Raw genomic sequence first — 21461 nt, forward strand, 5'->3', positions numbered from 1 at the left:
AGTTTTTTTCATTATGCTTGCAATATCAACAAGAGAGGAGGCAAAACAATGATCAGTAATACGATCTTAGAGCTGCTTCATCAGTATGGATATCTGATTTTTTATTTTGCCTTCTCATTAGGGCCTTTCGGCATTCCCATTCCGAATGAGATCACAATTATTAGTGGTGCCATTTTAGGCCACACCGGAGTTATCAACTCATGGATCACATACTTCTGTATTTTATCAGGACTACTAACGGCCATTACCTTTGCTTATTTTGCAGGGAGATTATTTGGAACCAAGATAAAACACAGATTTCAACATCATAAACACTTCGTCAAGGCCGAACTGATTCTGAATAAGAGTGGCCAATGGGCGATGTGCATCGGTTTGTTCATTCCAATTGTGCGATATGTTCTCCCTTTACTTATTGGAATGAGCGGCGTTCAGTATCGGAAGTTCGCTCTCATCTCATATTCCAGCGCTCTGTTATGGACCATAACGTATTTTACAGCGGGAATCTACTTTGGCGGTCCTATTTTATCCACACTTCAATTATTACATTTCTAACTGGTTTTGCTAAAAACACACCATCACATATACGGAGGAACGACACACATGAATTCCAATCAACCACTATTATTTCTGAAAAGCTTTCTTCAAAGCCCCAAACATGTTGGCAGCATCATTCCCAGTTCCCGGTTTCTCGCCAACAAAATGGTGAATCAAGCCTCTTGGCTGGAGGCAAAAGCAGTTGCCGAACTCGGATCGGGTACAGGGCCGATCACTCGTTATATTCAACAACAGGTGCAGGACTCCACCAAAGTCCTATTGTTTGAGATGAACGACACAATGAGGAATAATCTTCAGACAGCATACCCGGAGTTCTCCTGTTATCCAGACGCCGCTCGATTGGTAGAATCCATAATTCAAGAGGGCGTTCAGCAATTGGATTACATCTTTAGCGGGTTGCCCTTCTTCAACTTTGAGCCTGAATTAAGAAATACGTTGGTAGAGCAGATCCATAAGGCACTCAAACCCGGAGGATTTTTCATCGCCTTTCAATATTCACTTCAAATGAAAAAATTATTATCCGAACACTTTATCATCGAAAAAATAGAATTAGTGCCTTTGAATGTGCCACCTGCGTTCGTTTATGTCTGTCGCAAAAAGGAAACAATTTAAACATTCCTGACTATCGCTTACACTGATGTTATCCTCTTGATAAGAAGTTAAAATGTTATCTAGATTAGAGCAAAAAAGGAGTGTTGAATCATGAGTACCATTCTTGTTGTTGATGATGAACCCGATATCCGTGATGTCATTCATGTCTATTTACGTAACGAAGGATATCAGGTCATTGAAGCAGCCAACGGCGAAGAAGCGCTAAATATTATCAATACAACATCAGTCCAACTCGTCATATTAGATGTTATGATGCCCATTATGGACGGAATCAAAGCCTGCTTCAAAATAAGAGAAGTATCAACCACTCCGATCATTATGTTATCTGCCAAGGAAGAAGACATTGATAAAATTACAGGCCTGACTACCGGGGCCGACGATTACATGGTCAAACCCTTTAATCCATTAGAATTACTGGCTCGTGTTAAAGCTCAGCTCCGACGTCAAACATTGATCGGGAAACCGGAATCGAGTTCACTGATCCTCATTAAAGACCTTGTCATTGATACAAGCAAGCATTCAGTAAAGTTAAAAGAGAATGATATTTCACTAACCCCTCTGGAGTTCTCCATTCTGGTGTTACTTGCGAGTCATCCCGGACAAGTATTCAGCTCCGAGAAGATTTACGAAACCGTATGGAAAGAACCTTACGGGTATTCGGATAATACGGTGATGGTTCATATTCGTAATCTGCGAGAAAAGCTGGAATCGACTCCACGAGAACCTCAGTATATTAAAACGGTATGGGGAGTAGGTTATAAAATTGATTAAACGATTACAGCAATCCAAGCAGACGAAAAAAATACAGATCCATATCCTCAATCGAATGGTGATCAGTTTTGTAATTTCAATTGTCGGATCAGTGATTATCAATAATATCCTTATTACGATTGTGGCAAAAATCAGTGAAGGTTCGGAGTGGAACTGGATTCTCAACTACTTCCCTTATATTCTGACACCTATATTTATCTTAATTTTTACGCTTACTTTTTTGGGTTCCACACGAAAAATTGTAAGAGACATCATTTCACTGGAGCAAGGGCTTCATATCATATCTGAAGGTAATTTAAACTACAGGGTTCCTGTAGTTCGAGAAGATGAACTGGGCCGGGTTGCTTCCAACATTAATCATATGACTGAACAGTTGCAGATACAGATGAGCAGGGAGCGCGAGTTGGAAAAATCCAAGATGGACATGATCACAGGCATCTCACATGACCTGCGTACACCGCTTACCAGCATAATTGGTTATATTGAACTTCTCAAATCAGAATCTTTTCAAGACAAAGCTGAGTATGACCGCTTCATTCAAAACACCTATAACAAAGCAACGCATTTGAAGAAGTTACTCGATGATCTATTTGAATACACACGTCTTAACGCAGTGAACACCCAATTGGATTTAAAAAAGGTTGACCTATGTCAGCTATTGGATCAATTGTTGTTTGAATTCGAGCCTTTAGCTCAGGAGAATGGGGTTCATATTGAGAAAAAACTCGGTGACGCTCCAATCATGGTCTCCCTGGATAGTGATAAAATTGCACGAGCCATCGACAATCTTCTCATGAATGCATTGAAGTATTCCTTTAAACCAGGTACGATTCATGTTCGAATGAGTATGCGGCATAATCACGTTACCATTGAAGTAGAGAATAAAGGCATGCCCCTAACGATAGAACAAAAAAACAGACTGTTTGATCGCTTTTATAAAGTGGATTATTCGAGGAATAGCGAAGGCATTCAATCAGGATCGGGTCTGGGTCTTTCTATTGCGAGGAACATTGCGGAGTTACACCAGGGGACTTTAACACTACAACATACACTTAACGTATTCGTCTTCCAGCTAAGCTTGCCTTCCAACATCAAGTGAACCATTCAATGAATTCAACCATGGAGGATACCACAATGAAAACACCCGAACCATTTCTTTTCCTGCAAGGATTTCTGAGGAATCCCAAACGAGTAGGCAGTGTCCTGCCCAGTTCCAAATTTCTAGCTCGTAAAATCGTGCAATCTGTACGATGGGATGAGGTTAGAAGCATTGCTGAGCTGGGGCCAGGAACAGGCGCTGTTACACGTCTCATGAGAGCACATTTACCGCAATCTGCAACTGTGTTTTTATTTGAAAGAGACCCCAAAATGAGAAGTAATCTAAAGAGAACATATCCTGAATTCATGTTTCATTCGAATGCATCCTATCTATTGAAAAGAATCAATCAAGAACATGTGCAACAATTGGATAGTATCATTTGCGGACTACCCTTTTTTAATTTCTCCAGAGAAATGAGACAAAATATCCTGTCACAGATCCATACAGCGCTGCGACCTGGAGGCATATTAGTTTTGTACCAGTACTCACTTCATATGAAGAAACGTTTAGCTAAGTTATTTGAGATCGAGAAAATTCAATTTGGACCCCTCAGCTTCCCGCCTGCTTTTGTGTATGTTTGTCGTAAAAGACAAGATGAAGGAGCCAGTAAAACAAGCGAATTGGAGGAAAGCTGATTTATCCTCGCCATAGTAACTAGTAACCGTATTAAATTATGCAAATGATGTTTTGCTATCTTCTCATTTTACGGTTGCCAGCCAATGATATGCCTCATCTATGTCATGAAACTCTTGAGATGGATTGGATATGTCCATTCCTGAGAGCATTCGGTTTGCACTCGATTTAGCTATTGCTTTATGGGGAACAAGCAGTGCTGAATACTTTAGTCCTGCTTCGAGTGATCTCAGATACCACTCTTGTGCAACCCACTCTTGGTCATCTGGCGAAATAACAGCCAAGTGACGGCTATCGTATAACGCCTTATTCGAGCGTTTTAGCACCGCTAACTCCATTTTCCTCATTCCATGAAACGGTTGCTTGGGGGGAATCATAAAAGATCAAATCGACCAGCTCCTTTTTAGATGTTTAATGTCCTGTCTTATCCTGTGAGGATCTAATCATGCGAGTCATCATCTTACGCGGCAACAACCGCGGCATAAACGCGATGAATCGGTTCCGAGCACCAGGCATAATTAACGTCTTGCCACGCAAGAAACCTTGGTACCCTTCTTCAGCCACCTGCCCCGCTTCCATGATAGGGCCCTGCAGCATCTTCGAGACACCCATACCCGAACGATCAACAAAGCCGGTGGATGTCAGGCCTGGACACAGTGCCGTTACCGTAACACCCGTTCCGCTTACTTCATTCTCCAAAGCTTCGGTGAACGATAACACGTATGCCTTTGTTGCATAATATACCGACATCATCGGTCCAGGGAAAAAGCCTACCAACGAAGCCACATTCATCACACCGCCGTGGCCACGTTGGATCATATCCGGTAAGAACAGCTTGGTCATGATGGTTAAAGCCTTGATATTCACGTCAATCATATTGACTTCCTGTTCCAGTTCCGTTTCCATAAACGTCCCGAACAGACCGAAGCCTGCATTGTTGACAAGATAATCAACAACAATCCCCTTTTCCTTCAGCTCATGATAAATCTCCTGTGGTACCCCAGGTGCTGCCACATCTTTGGCGATAACCGTCGCCTGAATGCCATACTTTTTCTGATACTCCTGAGCTAGATCCTGTATCTTACCCTCGCTTCGTGCTACCAGCACAATATGATATCCACCTTTGGCAAATCGATCTGCTAACTCTTTACCGATCCCACCTGAGACCCCTGTGATGAGAATTGTCTTTCTCATGTCGTTACCTGCCTCTCTTTTCTTTTCTATAACATATGTTCATCTGAAACACCCATATTAGAACGAACATTCTTTAAAAGGCAGAAAAAAGACTACCTTAGTATGAGATCCATAGATAGCGTCCCTATACGAAGAAGTTTTTCCTCGGTTATTGAAGTCTTGGCCATCACCCTTAGCCCAACGCCTACATTATGCAAATATTCCGCCAATAGCTCGGCGTTGTACTCCATTGTGAATTCACCTTCTTGCTGTCCCCACACAATCATGTCCTTGATGAGTTTCTCCGTATTTGCAAACATCTCCGTCGATCGGTTGTTCATGTCGTCATCGCGTGCCGCCAATTCTACCGTCGAATTGACAATCAAGCAGCCTGATGAAGGATGCTCCTCTTCATGAATTAAAGAGGAAAATATAAACTGAAGTGCTTCCGTTGCCGTTGTAGAACGCTTTACACCTGCCGCAAGAGCTGAGCTGATTTTGTGATCATACAGATCTACTGCCTTCAGAAACAAGGTATGTTTGTCACCAAATGTGTCATACAGGCTTCTACGATGAATTCCCATATGATGGACCAGATCTGTCATAGACGTCTTCTCATAACCTTGTTCCCAAAAAAGTCTCATCGCTTTATCCAGAACAACAGACTCTTCGAACTCTTTGTTTCTCGCCACTGGCTTCCCTCCTGTTCAGAAAACGAACATTGAATATAGCATGAGCATCATCTTAACGAGCCTTTAAAAGGTAACAATGACTTTGCCCTGAGAGTGACCCGTGGATACTTTAATCAATGCCTTTTCAATGTCAGCAAATGTATAAGTAGAATCGATCGAGGGCTTGATATCTTCTTTTTCTACAAGAGCTGTGATTTCTTGCAATTGAATCCCACTGGATTGTACAAATATAAAGCGATATTCATTTTGATTTTTACGTGCTAACGAATCCAGGCGTGCACCCACAAGACCAAACAAAGCTCTTTTCCACAACGGGAATTGACTGTCTACTGCAAAGCGATAATTGGGTCCCGCTTTCAAAGAAACTAATTTACCCTGTGGTTTCAAAATGCTCAATTCAGCTTTGATCTCGTCAGCACCCAAAGTGTCAATGACATAATCGATGTCGGACAGGATGTCAGCATAATGCTCGGTCTTATAATTAATGAATTGATCTGCTCCAATGGATAGAGTACGTGCTCTTCCTCTTTCGCTTCCACTTGTGATAACCGTTAATCCCATAGACTTGGCAATCGGGATAGCCATCGCACCGAAACCACCAGTTCCTCCGGGTATAAACAGCTTTTTATTCGGTTCAGCTCGAAGTACATCATGCAATGCTTGATAAGCGGTCAAGGCTGTAAGAGGTACCGCAGCAGCTTCGATAAAAGACAGATTTTCAGGCATAACGGATAAAGCATCCTCATGTACAGCTGCATATTCAGCAAAAGCACCAATTTTATTCAGAGACAATCTGGCATAGACTGAATCCCCCACTTTAAATTTCAGTACATCATCACCGACAGCTTCAATGACACCAGAGAGTTCATTCCCTAAAGTTAGAGGGAACGAATAGTCGGCAATCATCCGAACACTGCCATTCATATTTAAGATATCCAGCGGATTTACACCTGCAGCTTTTACTCTGACGAGGACCTCATGGCTATGGATCTGCGGTATATCAATATTATTAATCTCCACTTGGATTTCTTTGGAGTATTTCTGTATTTGAGCTGCTCTCATCATTGATCCTCTTCCTTTGCTTATAGGCTATATAAGTTGAACTAAAGATTATTTACACTGACACTACGATGACAGAACAACCCTCCAATCGCTGTTATCCCCAGATTTTTTTGATCCCCTTTCTAAAGGGAAAATCCGGTGATAAAGGCGAACGCTTCGCTTTTTCAGGTTCTTTCTGTCCTCTACGTTATCGTGTAAATGATTCGTTCAACTTATGTAGGAACATGGCGCACAATGTTCAGTTGTACACCATGTTCCATGGTTTGTGCTAGTGTTGCCCCTCTTGTGACTTCAATTCATCCAACGTAGGATAATCCGTGTACCCTTTACTTCCTGAACCAAAGAAGGTTGCAGGATCTGCTTCATTTAGTGATGCACCTTGTTGAAGACGTTCCACCAAATCCGGATTAGCTAAAGACCATACACCTACCGGTACCAGATCGGCGAGACCACGATCCAAATCTACGCTGAGATCATCCAATGTTCTTCCAGCCCGATTAACCAACAATGGGTTTTTCCAGATCGAACGGATGTCTTGCAGCAGGTTCTCGTCTCCAAGATGCATGATGTGAAGGTACGCCAGATCCAATTGAGCCAATTCTTTTACAAGGTAGCGATAGAGTTCAGGACCTTGTTCACCATCCTGAATACCGCCCAGTGGTGTCCCAGGCGAAATTCGGAAGCCAGTTCGTTCTGCACCTATTTCCTCCACGATGGCTTTCGTTACTTCAATTGCGAAGCGAGCACGATTTTTAATGGACCCGCCATACTCATCTGTCCGCGTATTCGAATTCTCTCCGAGAAATTGATTGATCAAATAGCCATTGGCTCCATGAATTTCGACGCCATCCGCCCCTGCTTCGATCGCTGCGGCTGCTGCCTTACGGAAATCGGCGATGGTCGTTTGAATATCCTCCTGACTCAATTCCCGGGGAACGGGGATATCCTGCATCCCTGTAGCCGTAAACATTTCTACACCCGGTGCGATGGCAGATGGAGCAACCGGTTGGCGATGATGCGGGGTATTGTCCGGATGTGACATGCGACCCGCATGCATTAATTGGATGTATACATATCCGCCAGCTTCATGCACCGCATCCGTTACCTTTTTCCATCCATCAATATGCTTGTCGGTATAGATGCCAGGTGACCACAAGTACCCCTGTCCATCATCCGAGGGTTGTGTACCTTCCGTAATCAGGAGTCCCATGGTCGCACGCTGAGCATAATAAAGTGCAGCCAACTCTCCAGGTGTACCATCTTCTTGCGCCCGACTGCGTGTCATGGGTGCCATCGCTAGTCTATGAGGCAATTCCATGTTGCCAATCTTTGTTTTACTCCATATCTTTTCCAATGGGATGTACTCCTCTTCTTATTTGAGATTTGGTTAAAAGATGCATGGATGCTTCTGAATTAACTTAGTTCTGAGATCACTGGGTAAATCGGAGCCGTCAGTTGGAAATCATAGTTCTGGTCTACAATCCCCACAACCACATCGTTGCGAGCATACAAATCTAACATGAAGCCCGCCATTTCTTTAGCTGTATGGTATTTGGACATATTGGCTTTGTAATCAAATCCTTCAGCATCGATTGATTTTTGTACAAACTCTGTTTCCGTGATCGCTGGTGCAAGCACCTTCGCTTTCAGTTTTGCACCTTTCAGTTCCAGTTCTTTGGCAAGACCTTCGGTGAAGGCACTAACGTAGTATTTCGATGCAGAGTAAGCAACACTGCCTACAGCAATGGCATATCCAAGTGCGGATGAGACGTTAATCAATTGAGTACCTTCGACATTCGCATAATCTCGTACATACAGTGTAGATAGGATGGTCAACGATTCGATGTTAACACGCAGCATGGTTTCTACTTTATCCAGATTCTGTTCAGCAACGAACGAACCTTCTCCAAGCCCAGCATTATTAATCCAAGTCTCGATTTCATATTCCTTCAAATCGTTATACAGTGCGTAAGCCTCTGCCGTAACAGACAGGTCACTTGTGTGAACAATAACACTCACTTTAGGATTGATACTCTGAATGGTGGATTTAAGCTCTTCCAACTTATCCAATCTTCTAGCTACCAAAATCAAGTTTTTCCCTCGTGCTGCAAACGCCAATGCCGTCTCATATCCAATCCCTGAACTTGCTCCTGTGATTACGGTATATTTCATCTTATTCTCTCCCTCGTATTCTTTAGATTAGTATGATTCCAGTTTCGAGAACGATCATTCTCAAACGTGTAAAAAAACAGTTAGATCTAACTTGCTGTTAGCATATCATTTCTAGAACGAACAGTAAAGAATTAATTTTTATAAAGAAGATGCTTGGAACGAACTTAAATAAGAATAAAAAAAGACTGGAAATTGGATTGCATCAATCTCCAATCCGTATCCAGCCTCTTGTACGTTCAGCTCATCAAGATATTTCCTTTACTACCTACACCATCCGCTGCCTCATCGCCTCAAACAACAAAATCGTTGCCGCCATTGCCGCGTTAAGCGACTCTGCCTGCCCCTGCATCGGAATCGTAATCGCATCATCCACCAAGCGTGCCGTAGCATCCGAGATGCCTTTGCCTTCGTTGCCAATCACAAGCCATACCGATTGCGTAAAATCATAACTATAGCAAGAATGCTCTGCCTGCAAAGAAGTACTTACCAGCTTCACACCCGCAGCCTTCGCTTCGGGAAGCAAGGACTCCAACTGGCCCTCCACAATAGGCAAATGAAACAATGATCCCATCGTCGAACGAATCGTCTTCGGGTTATATACATCCGCACAGCCCGCACCAAGTATGACTCCCGCCGCTCCAGCTGCATCCGCACTACGGATGATCGTCCCCACATTTCCTGGGTCCTGCACTCCATCCAACACCACAACAAGCCCGCGCACTCCGTCAATGAGGCTTTCCAGTGGCTCACTGCCTTTACGCACAATTGCGAATACAGGCTGTGGTGTCATCGTATCCGTACATTTGGCGATAACCGCAGGAGATACACTGACCCATTCTACACGCTGTAACGGGTTCTCAAGCCCGGCCAGTTCGCTAGGTACGCCTTGCTCTCCGTCGTACACAATACACTCCAGATCTGCTCCGGCGCGCAACGCTTCCTGTACCAGATGAATGCCTTCAATGATATATTTATGTTGACGGGTACGATGCTTTTTCTCCAGCAGCTGTGCCCATTCTTTTACACGTGTATTTTGCGGTGATACAATATCCATCTTTCCATCCTTCCCATCTGCATCCATCACTTCGGATATGCAAGTTCCATTTTCGTCAAATGATCCTTGTGACCCACAATGACCAGCACATCTCCAGCTTCGATCCGGTCCTCCGCGTACGGAGAGATGTTCATCGAGTTCCCACTACGAATCGCCATGACGTTGCATCCAAAACGTGCACGGATGTTTAATTCCATCAGGTTTTTGCCGATCATTTGCTCGGAAGCTCTCATCTCCAGAATGCTGTAATCCTCAGATAACTCAATGTAATCCAGTATGTTAGGCGAGGTCAGATGATGGGCCACACGTAATCCCATATCCCGCTCAGGATAGATGACTTTGTCTGCTCCAATCTTCTGCAGCACCTTACCATGAAGCTCATTTTGAGCTTTTACGATCAGGACCGGTACACCCATATCTTTCAATATCAGGGTTGTCAGAATACTCGCCTGAATATCTTCACCAATTGCCACAACGACAACGTCGAAATTCCGTATGCCCAGCGCACGCAGCGCTTCTTCATCTGTTGAATCTGCCGATACCGCATGAGTCACCACATTGGACATTTCCTGTGTCCGCTGCTCGTCCGCATCAATTGCCAGCACGTCGAATCCCATACCGCTCAGTGCACTGGCAACACTTGATCCGAACCGTCCCATGCCAATTACGGCATACTGTTTCTTGGCCATTAGGGTCTTAACCTCCCGCTGCACTTCAGCATAACGCATCATTACGGATACCCATGCTAACGTAAATAATCCTTCGTAGTATACCACAAAGCCCGATAAACTTGAATGCGCTCGCGCTTCCCAGGGAACAGTATTAGAGCAGCCGAATATACGAGGAGGGAATTGCGATGCCCATTACATTAAGCCTGCGTGAAGCGATTGTTCATAAAGTTCATGACAAGAGTGATGATCAGCTCCGGGAGATGATTGAAGGTTCAGTAGATGGACCGGAAGCTGCATTACCTGGACTTGGCGCCATTTTCGAGATGATCTGGAAGAACACAGAACCTGCCAAGCAGGAAGAACTCATTCAAATCGCGCAGGAGCATCTGCACACCATTCCCGTTCAACCGCTTCGCTAATCGAAGCATTGAAGGGTAGGGTAACCATCAAACCGTTTGTTCTGTCTGCAAAAGAAAGCTTTCCCTTATTCGGCTGGATCATACCCGCCTCGAAGTAAGGTGTATAGCAATAGATCCCTCCGCCAATCGGCGGAGGGATCTTATTTTGTACGAGCGTTACCTCATGATGGCAGCTTGTTATTCCAACCAACCCTTCAATGATTAGCCGGATTACGTCTGTCTGCTTGCACTTAAGGTGCAGTCTCCAAGAACTTGGCTGTAGGATTTTTATCCATAGCCGTTCTCATGGCGTACTCATTTTCGAAGAGCACGACATAATTTCCTTTTTTATCTTTTACAAGCGCAGAGTTAATCCGGAATTTGCTTGCGTCCAGATTCTCGTCCACGATCCAGCGAGCGAACTGATAAGGCATGCGCTGCAATTGCACGTCTACCCCATACTCACCTTTCATCCGGTATTCAAATACCTCAAACTGAAGTTGACCAATTACGCCGAGAATCGTCTCGTCGAAACTTGCCGTCTGGAACACCTGAATGGTTCCTTCCTCCGTCAACTGGTCAATCCCTTTTTGGTACTGTTTATGTTTCAACGCATTTTTTACGGTAACTTTGGCGAAAATCTCTGGCGAGAACGTTGGCAACTCCTCAAAGACAACCTCGCTGCCTTGGCTCAGTGAATCGCCAATCCGGAAGATACCCGGATCGAACAAACCAATAATATCGCCGGCATATGCCTCTTCAACAATATCCCGGTCTTGTGCCAAGAATTGCTGTGGCTGTGACAGCTTGATCTCTTTACCTACACGAGTATGCTTCACACTCATTCCACGTTGGAACTTGCCTGATACAATACGCAGGAACGCAATACGATCCCGGTGTGCCGGGTTCATGTTCGCTTGAATCTTGAATACATACCCGCTGAATTTCTCATTCGTTGGCTGGATTTCTCCTGCCGTACTGCGACGTGGTTCAGGCTTCGGTGCCAGTTCCAGGAAGTTCTCCAGGAAGGTTTGCACACCAAAATTATTAATCGCACTACCGAAGAAAATAGGTGTCAATTCGCCGCGTTGAACTTTCTCCATATCAAACGGATCTCCCGCAACGTCCAAAAGCTCCAGATCCTGAATTAACTGATCATGCAGATATTCCCCTGCCATCTCACGGATAATTGGATCTGTATAACCGTCTACTTTCTGAACTTTGATTGTCGAGTGATCGTCCCCTTGGAACAACTCCACCTGATTTTTCATCCGGTCATATACACCGCATAGTTCGCGACCTGTACCAATAGGCCAGTTCATTGGAACGGAACGAATACCCAGTACATTTTCAAGTTCTTCCATCAGATCAAATGGACTTTTACCCTCACGGTCGAGTTTGTTGATAAACGTAAAGATTGGAATACCACGCTTCGCACATACCTGGAACAATTTAATGGTTTGTGCCTCGACACCCTTCGCTACGTCAATCAACATGACCGCACTGTCAGCAGCCGTCAGTGTACGATACGTATCTTCACTGAAATCCTGGTGACCCGGTGTATCCAGAATGTTAACGCGATGGTTCAGGTAATCAAATTGCATTACGGAAGAAGTAACCGAGATCCCCCGTTGTTTCTCAATTTCCATCCAGTCACTTGTTGCGTGTTTGCTGGCTTTCCGAGCTTTTACCGTTCCCGCAAGGCGAATCGCGCCCCCGAACAGCAACAGTTTCTCGGTTAATGTCGTTTTACCCGCATCCGGGTGAGAGATAATGGCAAACGTCCGGCGCTTGTCCACTTCCTGTTGAAGAATATCATTTGCAGCTTTGCTCATAGGTTTAATCCCTTTCGTCCGTTCATTCACGTTAATCCGGCATGGCCGGTCGATCATTCAATCTTTATGCAATCCGGCGAGGCCGGTTGATTGTACACTGGTCATTTTGCATATGAGGTATTCATACACTAGATTAATTTTACACATTTACAATGGAGTTCATCCTCCTCAAAATCTGTGCTTTCATCGTTACCGTGAACTGCTTCTTAACCCAACTCTCCTATTGTACCATAATCTGTACCGAAAATAACCGATTACTACCGCAGATTCTTCTCTTTTCAATTGCAAAAAAAAGCACCCTTCAGCCATAATCATGGCATCCAGGCACTCCTCATTTATTTCATGTTATTGTGTTTTAGAAAATCAATGCATCCAGCGCGTATTGTCCGCCACCTGTCAGGGCCAGCGCTACACCAATCACCAGAATTGCGAGATTATATTCGAATCCGTTCTGCGTGGACCAGTAACCGTTCGCACCATGGACTTTCACAATCGCAATGACCATCGTCAATGCAATCAGAATGCCGCCTACCGGTGTAAGCAGACCCAGAGCCAGCAGCAAACCGCCACCGAATTCCGCGAGTCCAGCCAGTAAAGCCACCAATGCACCTGGCTTCATGCCCATCGACTCAAACCAGCCGCCTGTACCCTTGATTCCGTAACCTCCGAACCAACCAAACAGCTTTTGAGCCCCGTGCGCCATGAACGACAATCCAATCACCAAACGAATCAACAACAACCCTACATCCAACATCATTTTCTTTTTCCTCCATTCGATATATACAAAATAGTATTCTCAGATTAAAGATATTATGCACATTTTTTTCATGATTCTCTGTGACGCAAACCCCTTCAACTGGTTTACATTTTATCTCATGAATGATCACTTATCCGAAACGTTGGCCCGGATGAAGTTTGTCATTGGCGTAACTCTTTAACTCATGTGTTGAGTATAAGTTACATACTTACTTTTTGTCAACAACTTAATTTATATTACTTATTTCCTTTTGATGGATGCCTTCCTTTTCCCCGCTAAAAAGCCTGAGTACACCGCAAAATTTGCGATACCCAGGCTCAGTCATGTTGTCTATGCTGTTAATGTCCTTACCCTACCCATTTACTTGCCAGATCACGCTGTCCTCATCCTGACCATTCACCGGCCACCAGTGGAATCCGTCCTGCTCCAGCAGCTTATCTGTCGCTTCTGGTCCCCAAGTTCCAGCAGGGTACGTATGAAGCTCTCCCTGATTCTGTCCCCAGGCTGCTGCGATCCGATCCACAAAAGACCAGGCTGTTGCCACTTCATCCCAACGGGTAAAGTACGTAGAATCCCCCTCTGCCGCATCGTGCAGCAGACGTTCATACGCTTCAGGCGAGTTGATTCCAATCATGCAGCTCTGGCAGAAATCCATCGCGAGCGGCTGAATCTCGGAATCCGAGCCTGGTTTTTTGGCGTTGATCTTGATATATATGCCTTCCATCGGATTCACCCGAATCACGAGCAGATTCGGTTCCAATTTATACTTTTTCCCAAGATACACGTTGTTCGGCATCGACTTGAACTCTACTACGATCTCGGTCGTTTTCACCGGAAGACGCTTGCCTGTCCGAATGTAGAATGGAACACCCGCCCAGCGGAAATTATCCACGAATACACGTGCTGCAAAATAAGTCTCCGTATTCGACTGCGGATCAACCTTGTCTTCCTGACGATACCCCGGAAGCTGCTTGCCACGGTACTCACCTTCGGCATACTGTGCCCGCACAACGTTGTTGCTGACTTCCTCATCCGAAGTAAAGGCGCGCAATGAGCGCAATACCTTCACCTTCTCATCCCGAATGTCTTCCGGGAAGAGGCGACTCGGCGGTTCCATCGCAATCATCGTCAACATCTGAAGCATATGATTCTGCCCCATATCACGCAGTGCGCCAGAGTGATCATAATAACCGCCACGTTCTTCCACGCCTACTGTCTCACCGAGCGTAATCTGAACGTTGGCAATATGTTTGTTATTCCAGAGCGGTTCAAAAAAAGCATTTCCGAACCGAATGACTTCGATATTTTGCACCATTTCCTTGCCCAGATAATGATCAATCCGGTAGATTTCCTCTTCACGGAATACCTCACGAATCTGCTCATTCAGATGTTCAGCCGATTGCAGATCATAACCAAATGGTTTTTCGATCACCAAACGGTTCCACCCCCGACTTTCCAGCATACCGCCGTCCCGCAAACTGTACGAGACACTGCCAAACAGCTCAGGTGCCAGTGCCAGATAGAACAGCCGGTTCCCCGGCGTGTTAAACTTCGATTCCAGATGCTCCGTTTGCGCACGCAGCTCTTTGAATCCGTCCACATTATTGATATCCAGTGCTTTGTATTCAAAATGATCGACAAAAGCGCTCCACTCATCAGGTTCCCCCGCCGGATAGCGGCAGAACTCTTTAATGGATTCATAGATGTCTTCCCGGAATTCTTCTGGGGACCTCGGACGACGTGCTACGCCAATAACCGCAAAGTCCTCGGCAAGCTTGCCTTCACGGTAAAGACTGTAGATAGCCGGAAACAGCTTCCGGCGGGCCAAATCACCCGTTGCTCCAAAAATGAAAAATACTGCGCCTGGTGTCTGTACTTCATCTTGCGATTGTTTTTCAACCATGGGCTCCTCTTTCTTCCGGGAAGATAACCTATATGCTCTCCCCGAGCTATGTAATGGTGTTATATATGCACGACATACAACCGTCAATTACCAGCAAGTTCCTTCTTGGATGTGATGCCATTTTAGCATATCAACTGAACGGATGCACTATTTCCAACTGATTTTTCTAGTAAAGATTCTCACTTCACTGTCTGAATAACCAGAAAATTCCAGCCTCAATACTCAATCGTAATCACCGGAAACCCCACTGTAATTCGATTGTGCATCTCATCACCAATCTGGTGAACTGCGAGCTGCATATTCAACATATGCGATCCACTCCTAATTGACAATGGCAGTTCAGCCGCCTCATAAGAGACACTTGCGCTGGCTACATCCGTATAACGTTCAACGGAGGTGATATCCACCTTTGTGGACAGCTGTTCTTCGATCAGTTCCAGTTGCTGACTCGCATCATGTTCAGTAGCAGTACCTGCTGTACCTTGCACAGACATATTCCAGGTTGCCTTCATCCCTGAGTCTACAAGCAGCTGACCAATCTGTTCATGTGCTGTCATGAATGTGTTCCGATCCGTGTGCGCATCCCCTGACAGTTGTACGATGGCGTAATAACCGTTGTCTCCTGACTCAACGACATTGACCAGTACACCTGCTTCTCCAGTAGCTTCATTGACAACCCCCTCACTGCGATACACACTATGGCCCGTCTGGCGAACCCGTACTGGTTGTTCCAGCCCCAAGTGATTAGCCAATAATACAGCCTGCGCTTGTGCATCTCCCCGGCCTTCTCCTTGCCATTTAATAACCAGACGATCCACATTATCAATCACGCTGTCAGCAGTATAGATTAACTGTTCCAGTTGGGCTGCTTGGGATTCGTTCTTCTCTGCATATACCTGTGTCACACTGATAAGAATAATGATAGCCATTGCCAATATACCTGCTGTCATCCAACGATTTAACATTTGAATCCCCCGTTCCTTCTTGCATTCTATGAATCTATCAACAGCATGCCCCTTTCCCACATCAGCTATACTTCGTCCAAACACATCAAAAAAAGCCCCACCCACCACTTACATGGCAGATCAGAGCTTTCCATTCAAACTTTTCTATCTAAATTGAACTCATCAATATTTACACTAGCCACTCCGATGACAGAACACCCTTCCAATCGCTGTTATCCCCAGATTTTTTGATTCCATTTATAAATATTAAATCCGGGGATAAAGGCAAGTGTATGCTTTCGAAGTAGCTTTCTTTCAGAAAGCTTTTGCTTCGCTTCTTCAGGTTCTTTCTGTCCTCTTATCTATTACTTCCGTACATTACTGCACGGTTCTTTGGCTTAATTATGTGATTGCATATATTCTTGTTATTACTCTGCAAGTCCGTTTTTATAAGCATAGATCGCGGCCTGTGTACGGTCGTCTACGCCCAATTTGGCCAGTAAATTCGTGACGTGAAACTTGACTGTCTTAATGCCGATGATCAGGTCATCTGCGATGTCCTGATTCGACTTGCCTTTGGCCAGCAACCGGAGCACATCCATCTCACGGTCCGTCAATTCATCATGCAAAGGAGCTGCTGCCTGTGGCTGTCGGAATCGATTCATCATTTTGGAAGCCACCTGTGACTCCAGAACGGATTGCCCGCGTGCTGCTGCGCGAATTGCATCTGCCACTTCATTGGCTCTTGATGTTTTTAACAGATAACTGAATGCGCCTGCTTCAATGACAGGATACATTTTTTCATCATCCAGGTAACTCGTCAAGACGATGACTTTGCACTCCGGATACATTTTAAGTACCTGACGTGTAGCCTCGATGCCATCCATACCTTCCATCACCAGGTCCATCAGAACAACATCAGGCTTATATTCCTGCGCAAGCCGAATACCTTCTTCTCCACTGCCTGCTTCACCAACAACTTCAATTCCATCTTCGGTATCCAGTACCGCTGCCAGACCAATACGTACCATCTCATGATCATCCACGAGCAATACTTTGATCGACGTTTCCGTCTCCGTTTCGACTTCCGGTTCCATTGACATGTTCTTCCTCGCTTTCATCGTTCATCAAAGGTATCGTAATCTCAATCCGCGTTCCCTTACCAGGCGCTGTTACAAATTGTATGGCTCCACCAATCTCCGTAACACGTTCACGCATGTTAGCCAGACCGTAGGAGGCTTGTTTATTCTCATCCAGATCAAAGCCTTGCCCATCATCACGAATCAGTACCCGAATCGCATCTGTGCGGCGCTGGAGCCGTATCTCCATTTTTTCCGCTTTTGCATGCCGTAACGTATTGGACATAGCCTCTTGAACGATCCGAAACAGATGATTCTCGATGCCTTTGATGAGATCGATGTCTTCATCTATTTCGAGCACAATATCCATGGGGACTTTCGTTTTCAGTTCCATCACCAGATCACGCAGACCTTGTTCGAGTTGTTTGCCCTCCAGATAGACTGGCCGCAGATGTAACAATAACGCACGCATCTCGGATTGTGCTACCGAAGCCATCTCTTCAATCAAAGCCACCTGGCGCTGAGCACGTTCAAAATCCTTCTCCATCTTTCGTCCAACGGCCGTTGCTGTCATAGATATCGCGAACAATTGCTGCGATACCGCATCATGCAGTTCCCGTGCCAGTCGCTGCCGCTCTTCCACAATAGCCGTAATTCTGGCTTGTTCAGCAAGCTGTGCATTATGAGTAGACAATCGCTGGAGCGAAGATACCTGATCTTCCCACTTTTTGCCGATTCGTCCGAGTTGCTCACTTAAACGGCCCACATCATCATCGCCCAGATCAGGTACAGTGCGTGATAGAGAGCCCTTCTCCCACAGTAGAAGAGTTTCCCGTAGTAGTTCTAGCCGGCGTTTAACCCGATAACTCTGATAGAACCCAAAGACCGCTCCGATCCCAATCAAAAGCAGCAATAAGGCAAGACCCGATTGAATCAGATGACTCCAGCCTTTAAACGGAGCAAGATAACCATATGTATACAATACATACAAAATAACAGCAAGGACAATGAAAACCAGGAGGATCCCTTCACCCATACTTCGGGTTACCATGTCGGTATGTCGTTTTGTCTTCATCGGGGTCTCCTCCTTCTCTTCATCTATTTTACTACGGATTACTTATGCTTAGGTCGCCAACAATATAAGAAATGACAAATTTTGCTTTATGTTCACTGGATTCATAACCAGGAGTTCTCCATACTAATTTGTTCATCATGCCGCTATCTTGTTCACCATGAAGATTAATTCGGCCGAAAAGAACCGATGCTTCAATCTCCACACCATAATCTTCTGGCAGCGTAAGGCGAACATTCCCCATAACGCCTTGCAGCAGCACAATTGTTTGTTTCTCCTCCGGAATCGAAAGAGACAGATCGGCGTTAACTTCACCCATAGCATGCCACAGACTCATACTCCGTAACGTCCAGGATGATTGATCCCAGTAGTACCGGGCCATGAAATTCTGTTTTTTCATAACTGCTTCGTCCAGATGAATCTTTTTGTTTTTTGAATAAAAATAAGCTAAAGAAGCCAGTACAATCAAGAATACAATCATTAAATTATCCAGCAATAACAGTGCCGCACCAATGCCAAGATACCGATAACCTCTCCGAGTATCTCCTTTGCGGACCTGAAGCATTCCAACCGTTAACAGAATTAGTGCGGCAGCGGTCAGCAAGTTAATATTCTGATTTAATAACATCATTGTGCCAATAATAATAATGACAACTGCTAGCCATTTACTCTTCTTATTCATCCCCGCCGCACCTCCTCTGTAAGTTTATCTTTCTTTATTCAACGGAAAAGCCATACCAGGCAATGAAGTCCTGTATGGCTTAACTTTTGTTCTACCAACCGTACATTATACACGATTTATAGAATATCATATTGTCCACGGGGCGAACAGTTATTCTTTTGAAGTTCCGTTCGCTTCATTCTTGGAACCACTGCCCATTTTGTTTTTGAGGGCTTGTAATTGCTGATCCACTTTGAACTGTTTTTCCACATCTACAGGGTTCGTGTACGTGGATGATGTGTTGCGATAAGGTGCACGAGCTACGTCCGCTTCAGCTTCCAGCTGCATGATTTTCTCTTCCATGCGGTGGAATCCTAGTGATGCGCCACCACTTTCAATGGAATGCAGGCTGTTAATGGAAGACATTTGTTTTTTGGCTTTTGCCATTTGTGCACGGGATACGAGTTCATTACGTTTGTTACGCATTTTGTAGAACTCATCTTTCATGTCATGCAACTGTTGCAACAGGTCTTTTGCTTGTGCTTCGGACTGTGCATGCAGTTCATTATACTCCGTAATTTTTTGATCAAAGTAGATTTTCTCTTCAAGCAATTTGCGTGCCACTTCTTCCTGACCGTTGGCCAGAGCAGCTTCTGCTTGGGACTCACGTTGTACCGAAGTACGCTCTGCTTCGTCCAGACGTTGTTTCATGCGACGCTCATTCGCCATTTGTTTGGCAACTGTTACCTCTGCCTCATGAATCTCAGCCTCCATATCACGCAAGTACTGGTTCAACATTACAATCGGGTCCTCTACCTTATCCAACATATCATTTACCGATGCTTTCGTCATATCCTTAATCCGTTTAAATACTCCCATTTTACTTTTCTCCCTTCTCGTAACGAGATAATTTTTGGCGAAGCTCTTCAACTTCTTTTTTCAGTGCTTTTTTCTCGATATCTTTCATCATGGAATCAAGTTCACTTTCTTGTGGTGCACCTGCTCCGTAGGCATTGTTGTCATAAGAACGCGGACCGGATTGAGGTCTGCTGTTGTATCCAGGGCCGGGACCGAAGTTACCAGGACCTTGTTGATTGTGATTATTTTGAAAAGGACCTCTTGGCGGCTGATGATCATAGTTGTTGTATCCTCTGCCAGGACCAGGGCCCGGGCCGTAACCATACGGATCATAAGGCGGATACGGTTCCTTTGGCACCACCAGTGCTGCAATAAAGTATATTAACAACGACGTGCCGCCAGTTACGAAGATACTGATGACGAAGATGATACGCAGCAGGGTGGAATCCATTCCAATACTTTCGGAAATTCCGCCGCACAAGCCGGTTAACATCCGGTCACGCGTTGAGCGGTATAATTTGCTCATGTTCTTGCTCCTTTCGTTTACTTGTACCCTCTTACGTTGGGATCATAAGCATATGGATCAACGTGGTTGGATTCCTTTGGTACCACCAATGCAGCGATGAAGTAGATCAACAATGAAGTACCTCCCGTAGCAAAAATACTGATGAAGAAAATGATACGCAGCAGCGTGGTGCTCAATCCGAGATTTTCAGAAATGCCGCCGATCAAACCTGTTAGCATTCGATTACGCGCCGAGCGGTATAATTTATTCATGTGACTACTCCTTTCTGTCATTGTTCAATTTCTGTCTTAAGCGCTCCAGTTCCTTATCCAGTGTGGAGGATGACATGCTGCCAGTTACTCCTGAACCATCTTGGCCCATTCGCCGGATATCCCGGAGACTTTGTGCTTCATATTCGAGATCAGAGACTTGGTCATCCAGTCGGTTAAACATACGGGGTACATTCTGACCGTTGTGATTGCCTCTCTGGTTCATACGTTGTTGTAACTGAATCGTCTGCATACGAGCGTAGTAATATTGGCGTTTGCTGTATACATTCTGATATTCAACTTTGAGCTGGTCGATCTGTTCATCTAGCTCCTGTAATGCCGCATAACTTTGTGCATACAATTCATTGTACTGTTCCATTTTTTCCTCGTGGAGAATTTTCTCCTGCAAGGCCAGCTTAGCGAGATGCTCTTCTCCTGCTTTTAGAGCCATGGACGCTTGTTCTTCCCGTTTGTTCACCATACCTGCTGCCTGATCGGCTTGTTGTTTCATTTGTCTGGTATGACTTGCATATTGATGACGAAGTTTCTCGGCTTCACCGATGTCTTGGCGGGTCGAGACCAGGAACTGATCAATCAGTTTGACTGGATCCTGACTTTGCTCCAAATGTTCGTTTAGATTGGCTACGGTAATATCCCGCATTCGACGAAATACACTCATTATGTTC

General features: G+C 44.9%; 25 protein-coding genes. 6 read left to right on the forward strand and 19 right to left on the reverse strand.

The genetic code is table 11. From position 1 onward, the window contains the following. Positions 1 to 48: 48 nt before the first annotated feature. The 5 genes from NLBNIHML_RS12105 to NLBNIHML_RS12125 all read left to right on the forward strand — a co-directional run bounded on the left by NLBNIHML_RS12105 (position 49) and on the right by NLBNIHML_RS12125 (position 3672). On the forward strand, positions 49 to 552 hold the full coding sequence (locus tag NLBNIHML_RS12105; protein ID WP_494354452.1) for a DedA family protein: 504 nt from the start codon (positions 49 to 51) through the stop codon (positions 550 to 552). Positions 553 to 600: 48 nt separating this feature from the next. After that, positions 601 to 1167 carry a class I SAM-dependent methyltransferase gene (locus NLBNIHML_RS12110; protein ID WP_494354453.1) on the forward strand — a complete coding sequence of 189 codons (567 nt, stop codon included), beginning with the start codon at positions 601 to 603 and terminating at the stop codon, positions 1165 to 1167. 90 nt (positions 1168 to 1257) lie between these two features. Beyond that, entirely contained in the window at positions 1258 to 1938 is a 681-nt protein-coding gene (locus tag NLBNIHML_RS12115) for a response regulator (RefSeq protein WP_472476428.1), read from the forward strand. Next, positions 1931 to 3037: a sensor histidine kinase gene (locus tag NLBNIHML_RS12120; RefSeq protein WP_472476426.1), complete on the forward strand. Its 1107-nt coding sequence runs from the start codon at positions 1931 to 1933 to the stop codon at positions 3035 to 3037. The genes NLBNIHML_RS12115 and NLBNIHML_RS12120 overlap by 8 nt, the downstream gene beginning before the upstream one ends. Positions 3038 to 3072: 35 nt before the next feature. After that, entirely contained in the window at positions 3073 to 3672 is a 600-nt protein-coding gene (locus NLBNIHML_RS12125) for a class I SAM-dependent methyltransferase (protein ID WP_339257352.1), read from the forward strand. Between the two features lie 63 nt (positions 3673 to 3735). On the opposite strand, the gene NLBNIHML_RS12130 is transcribed toward NLBNIHML_RS12125, so the two are convergent. From NLBNIHML_RS12130 to NLBNIHML_RS12165, 8 genes are all read right to left on the reverse strand, one after another. Next, entirely contained in the window at positions 3736 to 3996 is a 261-nt protein-coding gene (locus NLBNIHML_RS12130) for a hypothetical protein (RefSeq protein ID WP_494354454.1), read from the reverse strand. 85 nt (positions 3997 to 4081) lie between these two features. Then, positions 4082 to 4864: an SDR family NAD(P)-dependent oxidoreductase gene (locus NLBNIHML_RS12135; protein ID WP_494354455.1), complete on the reverse strand. Its 783-nt coding sequence runs from the start codon at positions 4862 to 4864 to the stop codon at positions 4082 to 4084. Positions 4865 to 4956: 92 nt separating this feature from the next. Then, entirely contained in the window at positions 4957 to 5535 is a 579-nt protein-coding gene (locus NLBNIHML_RS12140) for a TetR/AcrR family transcriptional regulator (RefSeq protein WP_494354456.1), read from the reverse strand. 63 nt (positions 5536 to 5598) lie between these two features. Beyond that, positions 5599 to 6597, reverse strand: a complete 999-nt coding sequence (locus NLBNIHML_RS12145) for an NADP-dependent oxidoreductase (protein WP_494354700.1) — start codon at positions 6595 to 6597, stop codon at positions 5599 to 5601. A 268-nt stretch (positions 6598 to 6865) separates the two neighbouring features. Further along, complete coding sequence (locus NLBNIHML_RS12150; RefSeq protein WP_494354457.1) at positions 6866 to 7951, reverse strand: alkene reductase; 1086 nt, start codon at positions 7949 to 7951, stop codon at positions 6866 to 6868. 59 nt (positions 7952 to 8010) lie between these two features. After that, a complete protein-coding gene (locus tag NLBNIHML_RS12155; RefSeq protein ID WP_494354458.1) occupies positions 8011 to 8769 on the reverse strand; it encodes an SDR family NAD(P)-dependent oxidoreductase in 759 nt (252 codons plus the stop codon). 265 nt (positions 8770 to 9034) lie between these two features. Next, positions 9035 to 9823: a TrmH family RNA methyltransferase gene (locus NLBNIHML_RS12160; protein ID WP_494354459.1), complete on the reverse strand. Its 789-nt coding sequence runs from the start codon at positions 9821 to 9823 to the stop codon at positions 9035 to 9037. A 26-nt stretch (positions 9824 to 9849) separates the two neighbouring features. Then, complete coding sequence (locus NLBNIHML_RS12165) at positions 9850 to 10512, reverse strand: potassium channel family protein (protein WP_494354460.1); 663 nt, start codon at positions 10510 to 10512, stop codon at positions 9850 to 9852. 167 nt (positions 10513 to 10679) lie between these two features. On the opposite strand from NLBNIHML_RS12165, the gene sspI reads away from it, so the two are divergent. Next, on the forward strand, positions 10680 to 10913 hold the full coding sequence (sspI, locus tag NLBNIHML_RS12170; protein WP_036673259.1) for a small acid-soluble spore protein SspI: 234 nt from the start codon (positions 10680 to 10682) through the stop codon (positions 10911 to 10913). 230 nt (positions 10914 to 11143) lie between these two features. Here the strand turns inward: sspI and NLBNIHML_RS12175 are convergent, their stop codons facing one another. The 11 genes from NLBNIHML_RS12175 to NLBNIHML_RS12225 form a co-directional block, all read right to left on the reverse strand. Next, positions 11144 to 12727, reverse strand: a complete 1584-nt coding sequence (locus NLBNIHML_RS12175) for a peptide chain release factor 3 (RefSeq protein WP_339237639.1) — start codon at positions 12725 to 12727, stop codon at positions 11144 to 11146. A gap of 355 nt (positions 12728 to 13082) precedes the next feature. Next, a complete protein-coding gene (locus NLBNIHML_RS12180; protein ID WP_024634146.1) occupies positions 13083 to 13481 on the reverse strand; it encodes a DoxX family protein in 399 nt (132 codons plus the stop codon). A gap of 355 nt (positions 13482 to 13836) precedes the next feature. After that, positions 13837 to 15387: a glucose-6-phosphate dehydrogenase gene (gene zwf, locus NLBNIHML_RS12185; protein ID WP_494354461.1), complete on the reverse strand. Its 1551-nt coding sequence runs from the start codon at positions 15385 to 15387 to the stop codon at positions 13837 to 13839. Positions 15388 to 15602: 215 nt separating this feature from the next. Beyond that, the gene (locus NLBNIHML_RS12190; RefSeq protein WP_339237644.1) at positions 15603 to 16352 is read right to left on the reverse strand and encodes a YwmB family TATA-box binding protein; all 750 of its coding nucleotides are present in this window, start codon (positions 16350 to 16352) and stop codon (positions 15603 to 15605) included. Between the two features lie 407 nt (positions 16353 to 16759). Further along, positions 16760 to 17428, reverse strand: a complete 669-nt coding sequence (locus NLBNIHML_RS12195) for a response regulator transcription factor (RefSeq protein WP_091020933.1) — start codon at positions 17426 to 17428, stop codon at positions 16760 to 16762. Next, positions 17370 to 18485 carry a sensor histidine kinase gene (locus NLBNIHML_RS12200; protein WP_339237647.1) on the reverse strand — a complete coding sequence of 372 codons (1116 nt, stop codon included), beginning with the start codon at positions 18483 to 18485 and terminating at the stop codon, positions 17370 to 17372. The genes NLBNIHML_RS12195 and NLBNIHML_RS12200 overlap by 59 nt, the downstream gene beginning before the upstream one ends. 31 nt (positions 18486 to 18516) lie before the next feature. Next, on the reverse strand, positions 18517 to 19164 hold the full coding sequence (gene liaF / locus NLBNIHML_RS12205) for a cell wall-active antibiotics response protein LiaF (RefSeq protein WP_494354462.1): 648 nt from the start codon (positions 19162 to 19164) through the stop codon (positions 18517 to 18519). 150 nt (positions 19165 to 19314) lie between these two features. Beyond that, on the reverse strand, positions 19315 to 20022 hold the full coding sequence (locus tag NLBNIHML_RS12210; protein WP_339237651.1) for a PspA/IM30 family protein: 708 nt from the start codon (positions 20020 to 20022) through the stop codon (positions 19315 to 19317). A 1-nt stretch (position 20023) separates the two neighbouring features. Beyond that, positions 20024 to 20527, reverse strand: coding sequence for a PspC domain-containing protein (locus NLBNIHML_RS12215; protein ID WP_278298326.1), 504 nt, complete (start codon positions 20525 to 20527; stop codon positions 20024 to 20026). 17 nt (positions 20528 to 20544) lie between these two features. Beyond that, complete coding sequence (locus NLBNIHML_RS12220; protein ID WP_091020938.1) at positions 20545 to 20778, reverse strand: PspC domain-containing protein; 234 nt, start codon at positions 20776 to 20778, stop codon at positions 20545 to 20547. Positions 20779 to 20782: 4 nt separating this feature from the next. Then, complete coding sequence (locus tag NLBNIHML_RS12225; RefSeq protein WP_062838036.1) at positions 20783 to 21454, reverse strand: PspA/IM30 family protein; 672 nt, start codon at positions 21452 to 21454, stop codon at positions 20783 to 20785. Positions 21455 to 21461: the final 7 nt, after the last annotated feature.

The sequence above is a fragment of the Paenibacillus sp. JNU01 genome, assembly GCF_059130585.1.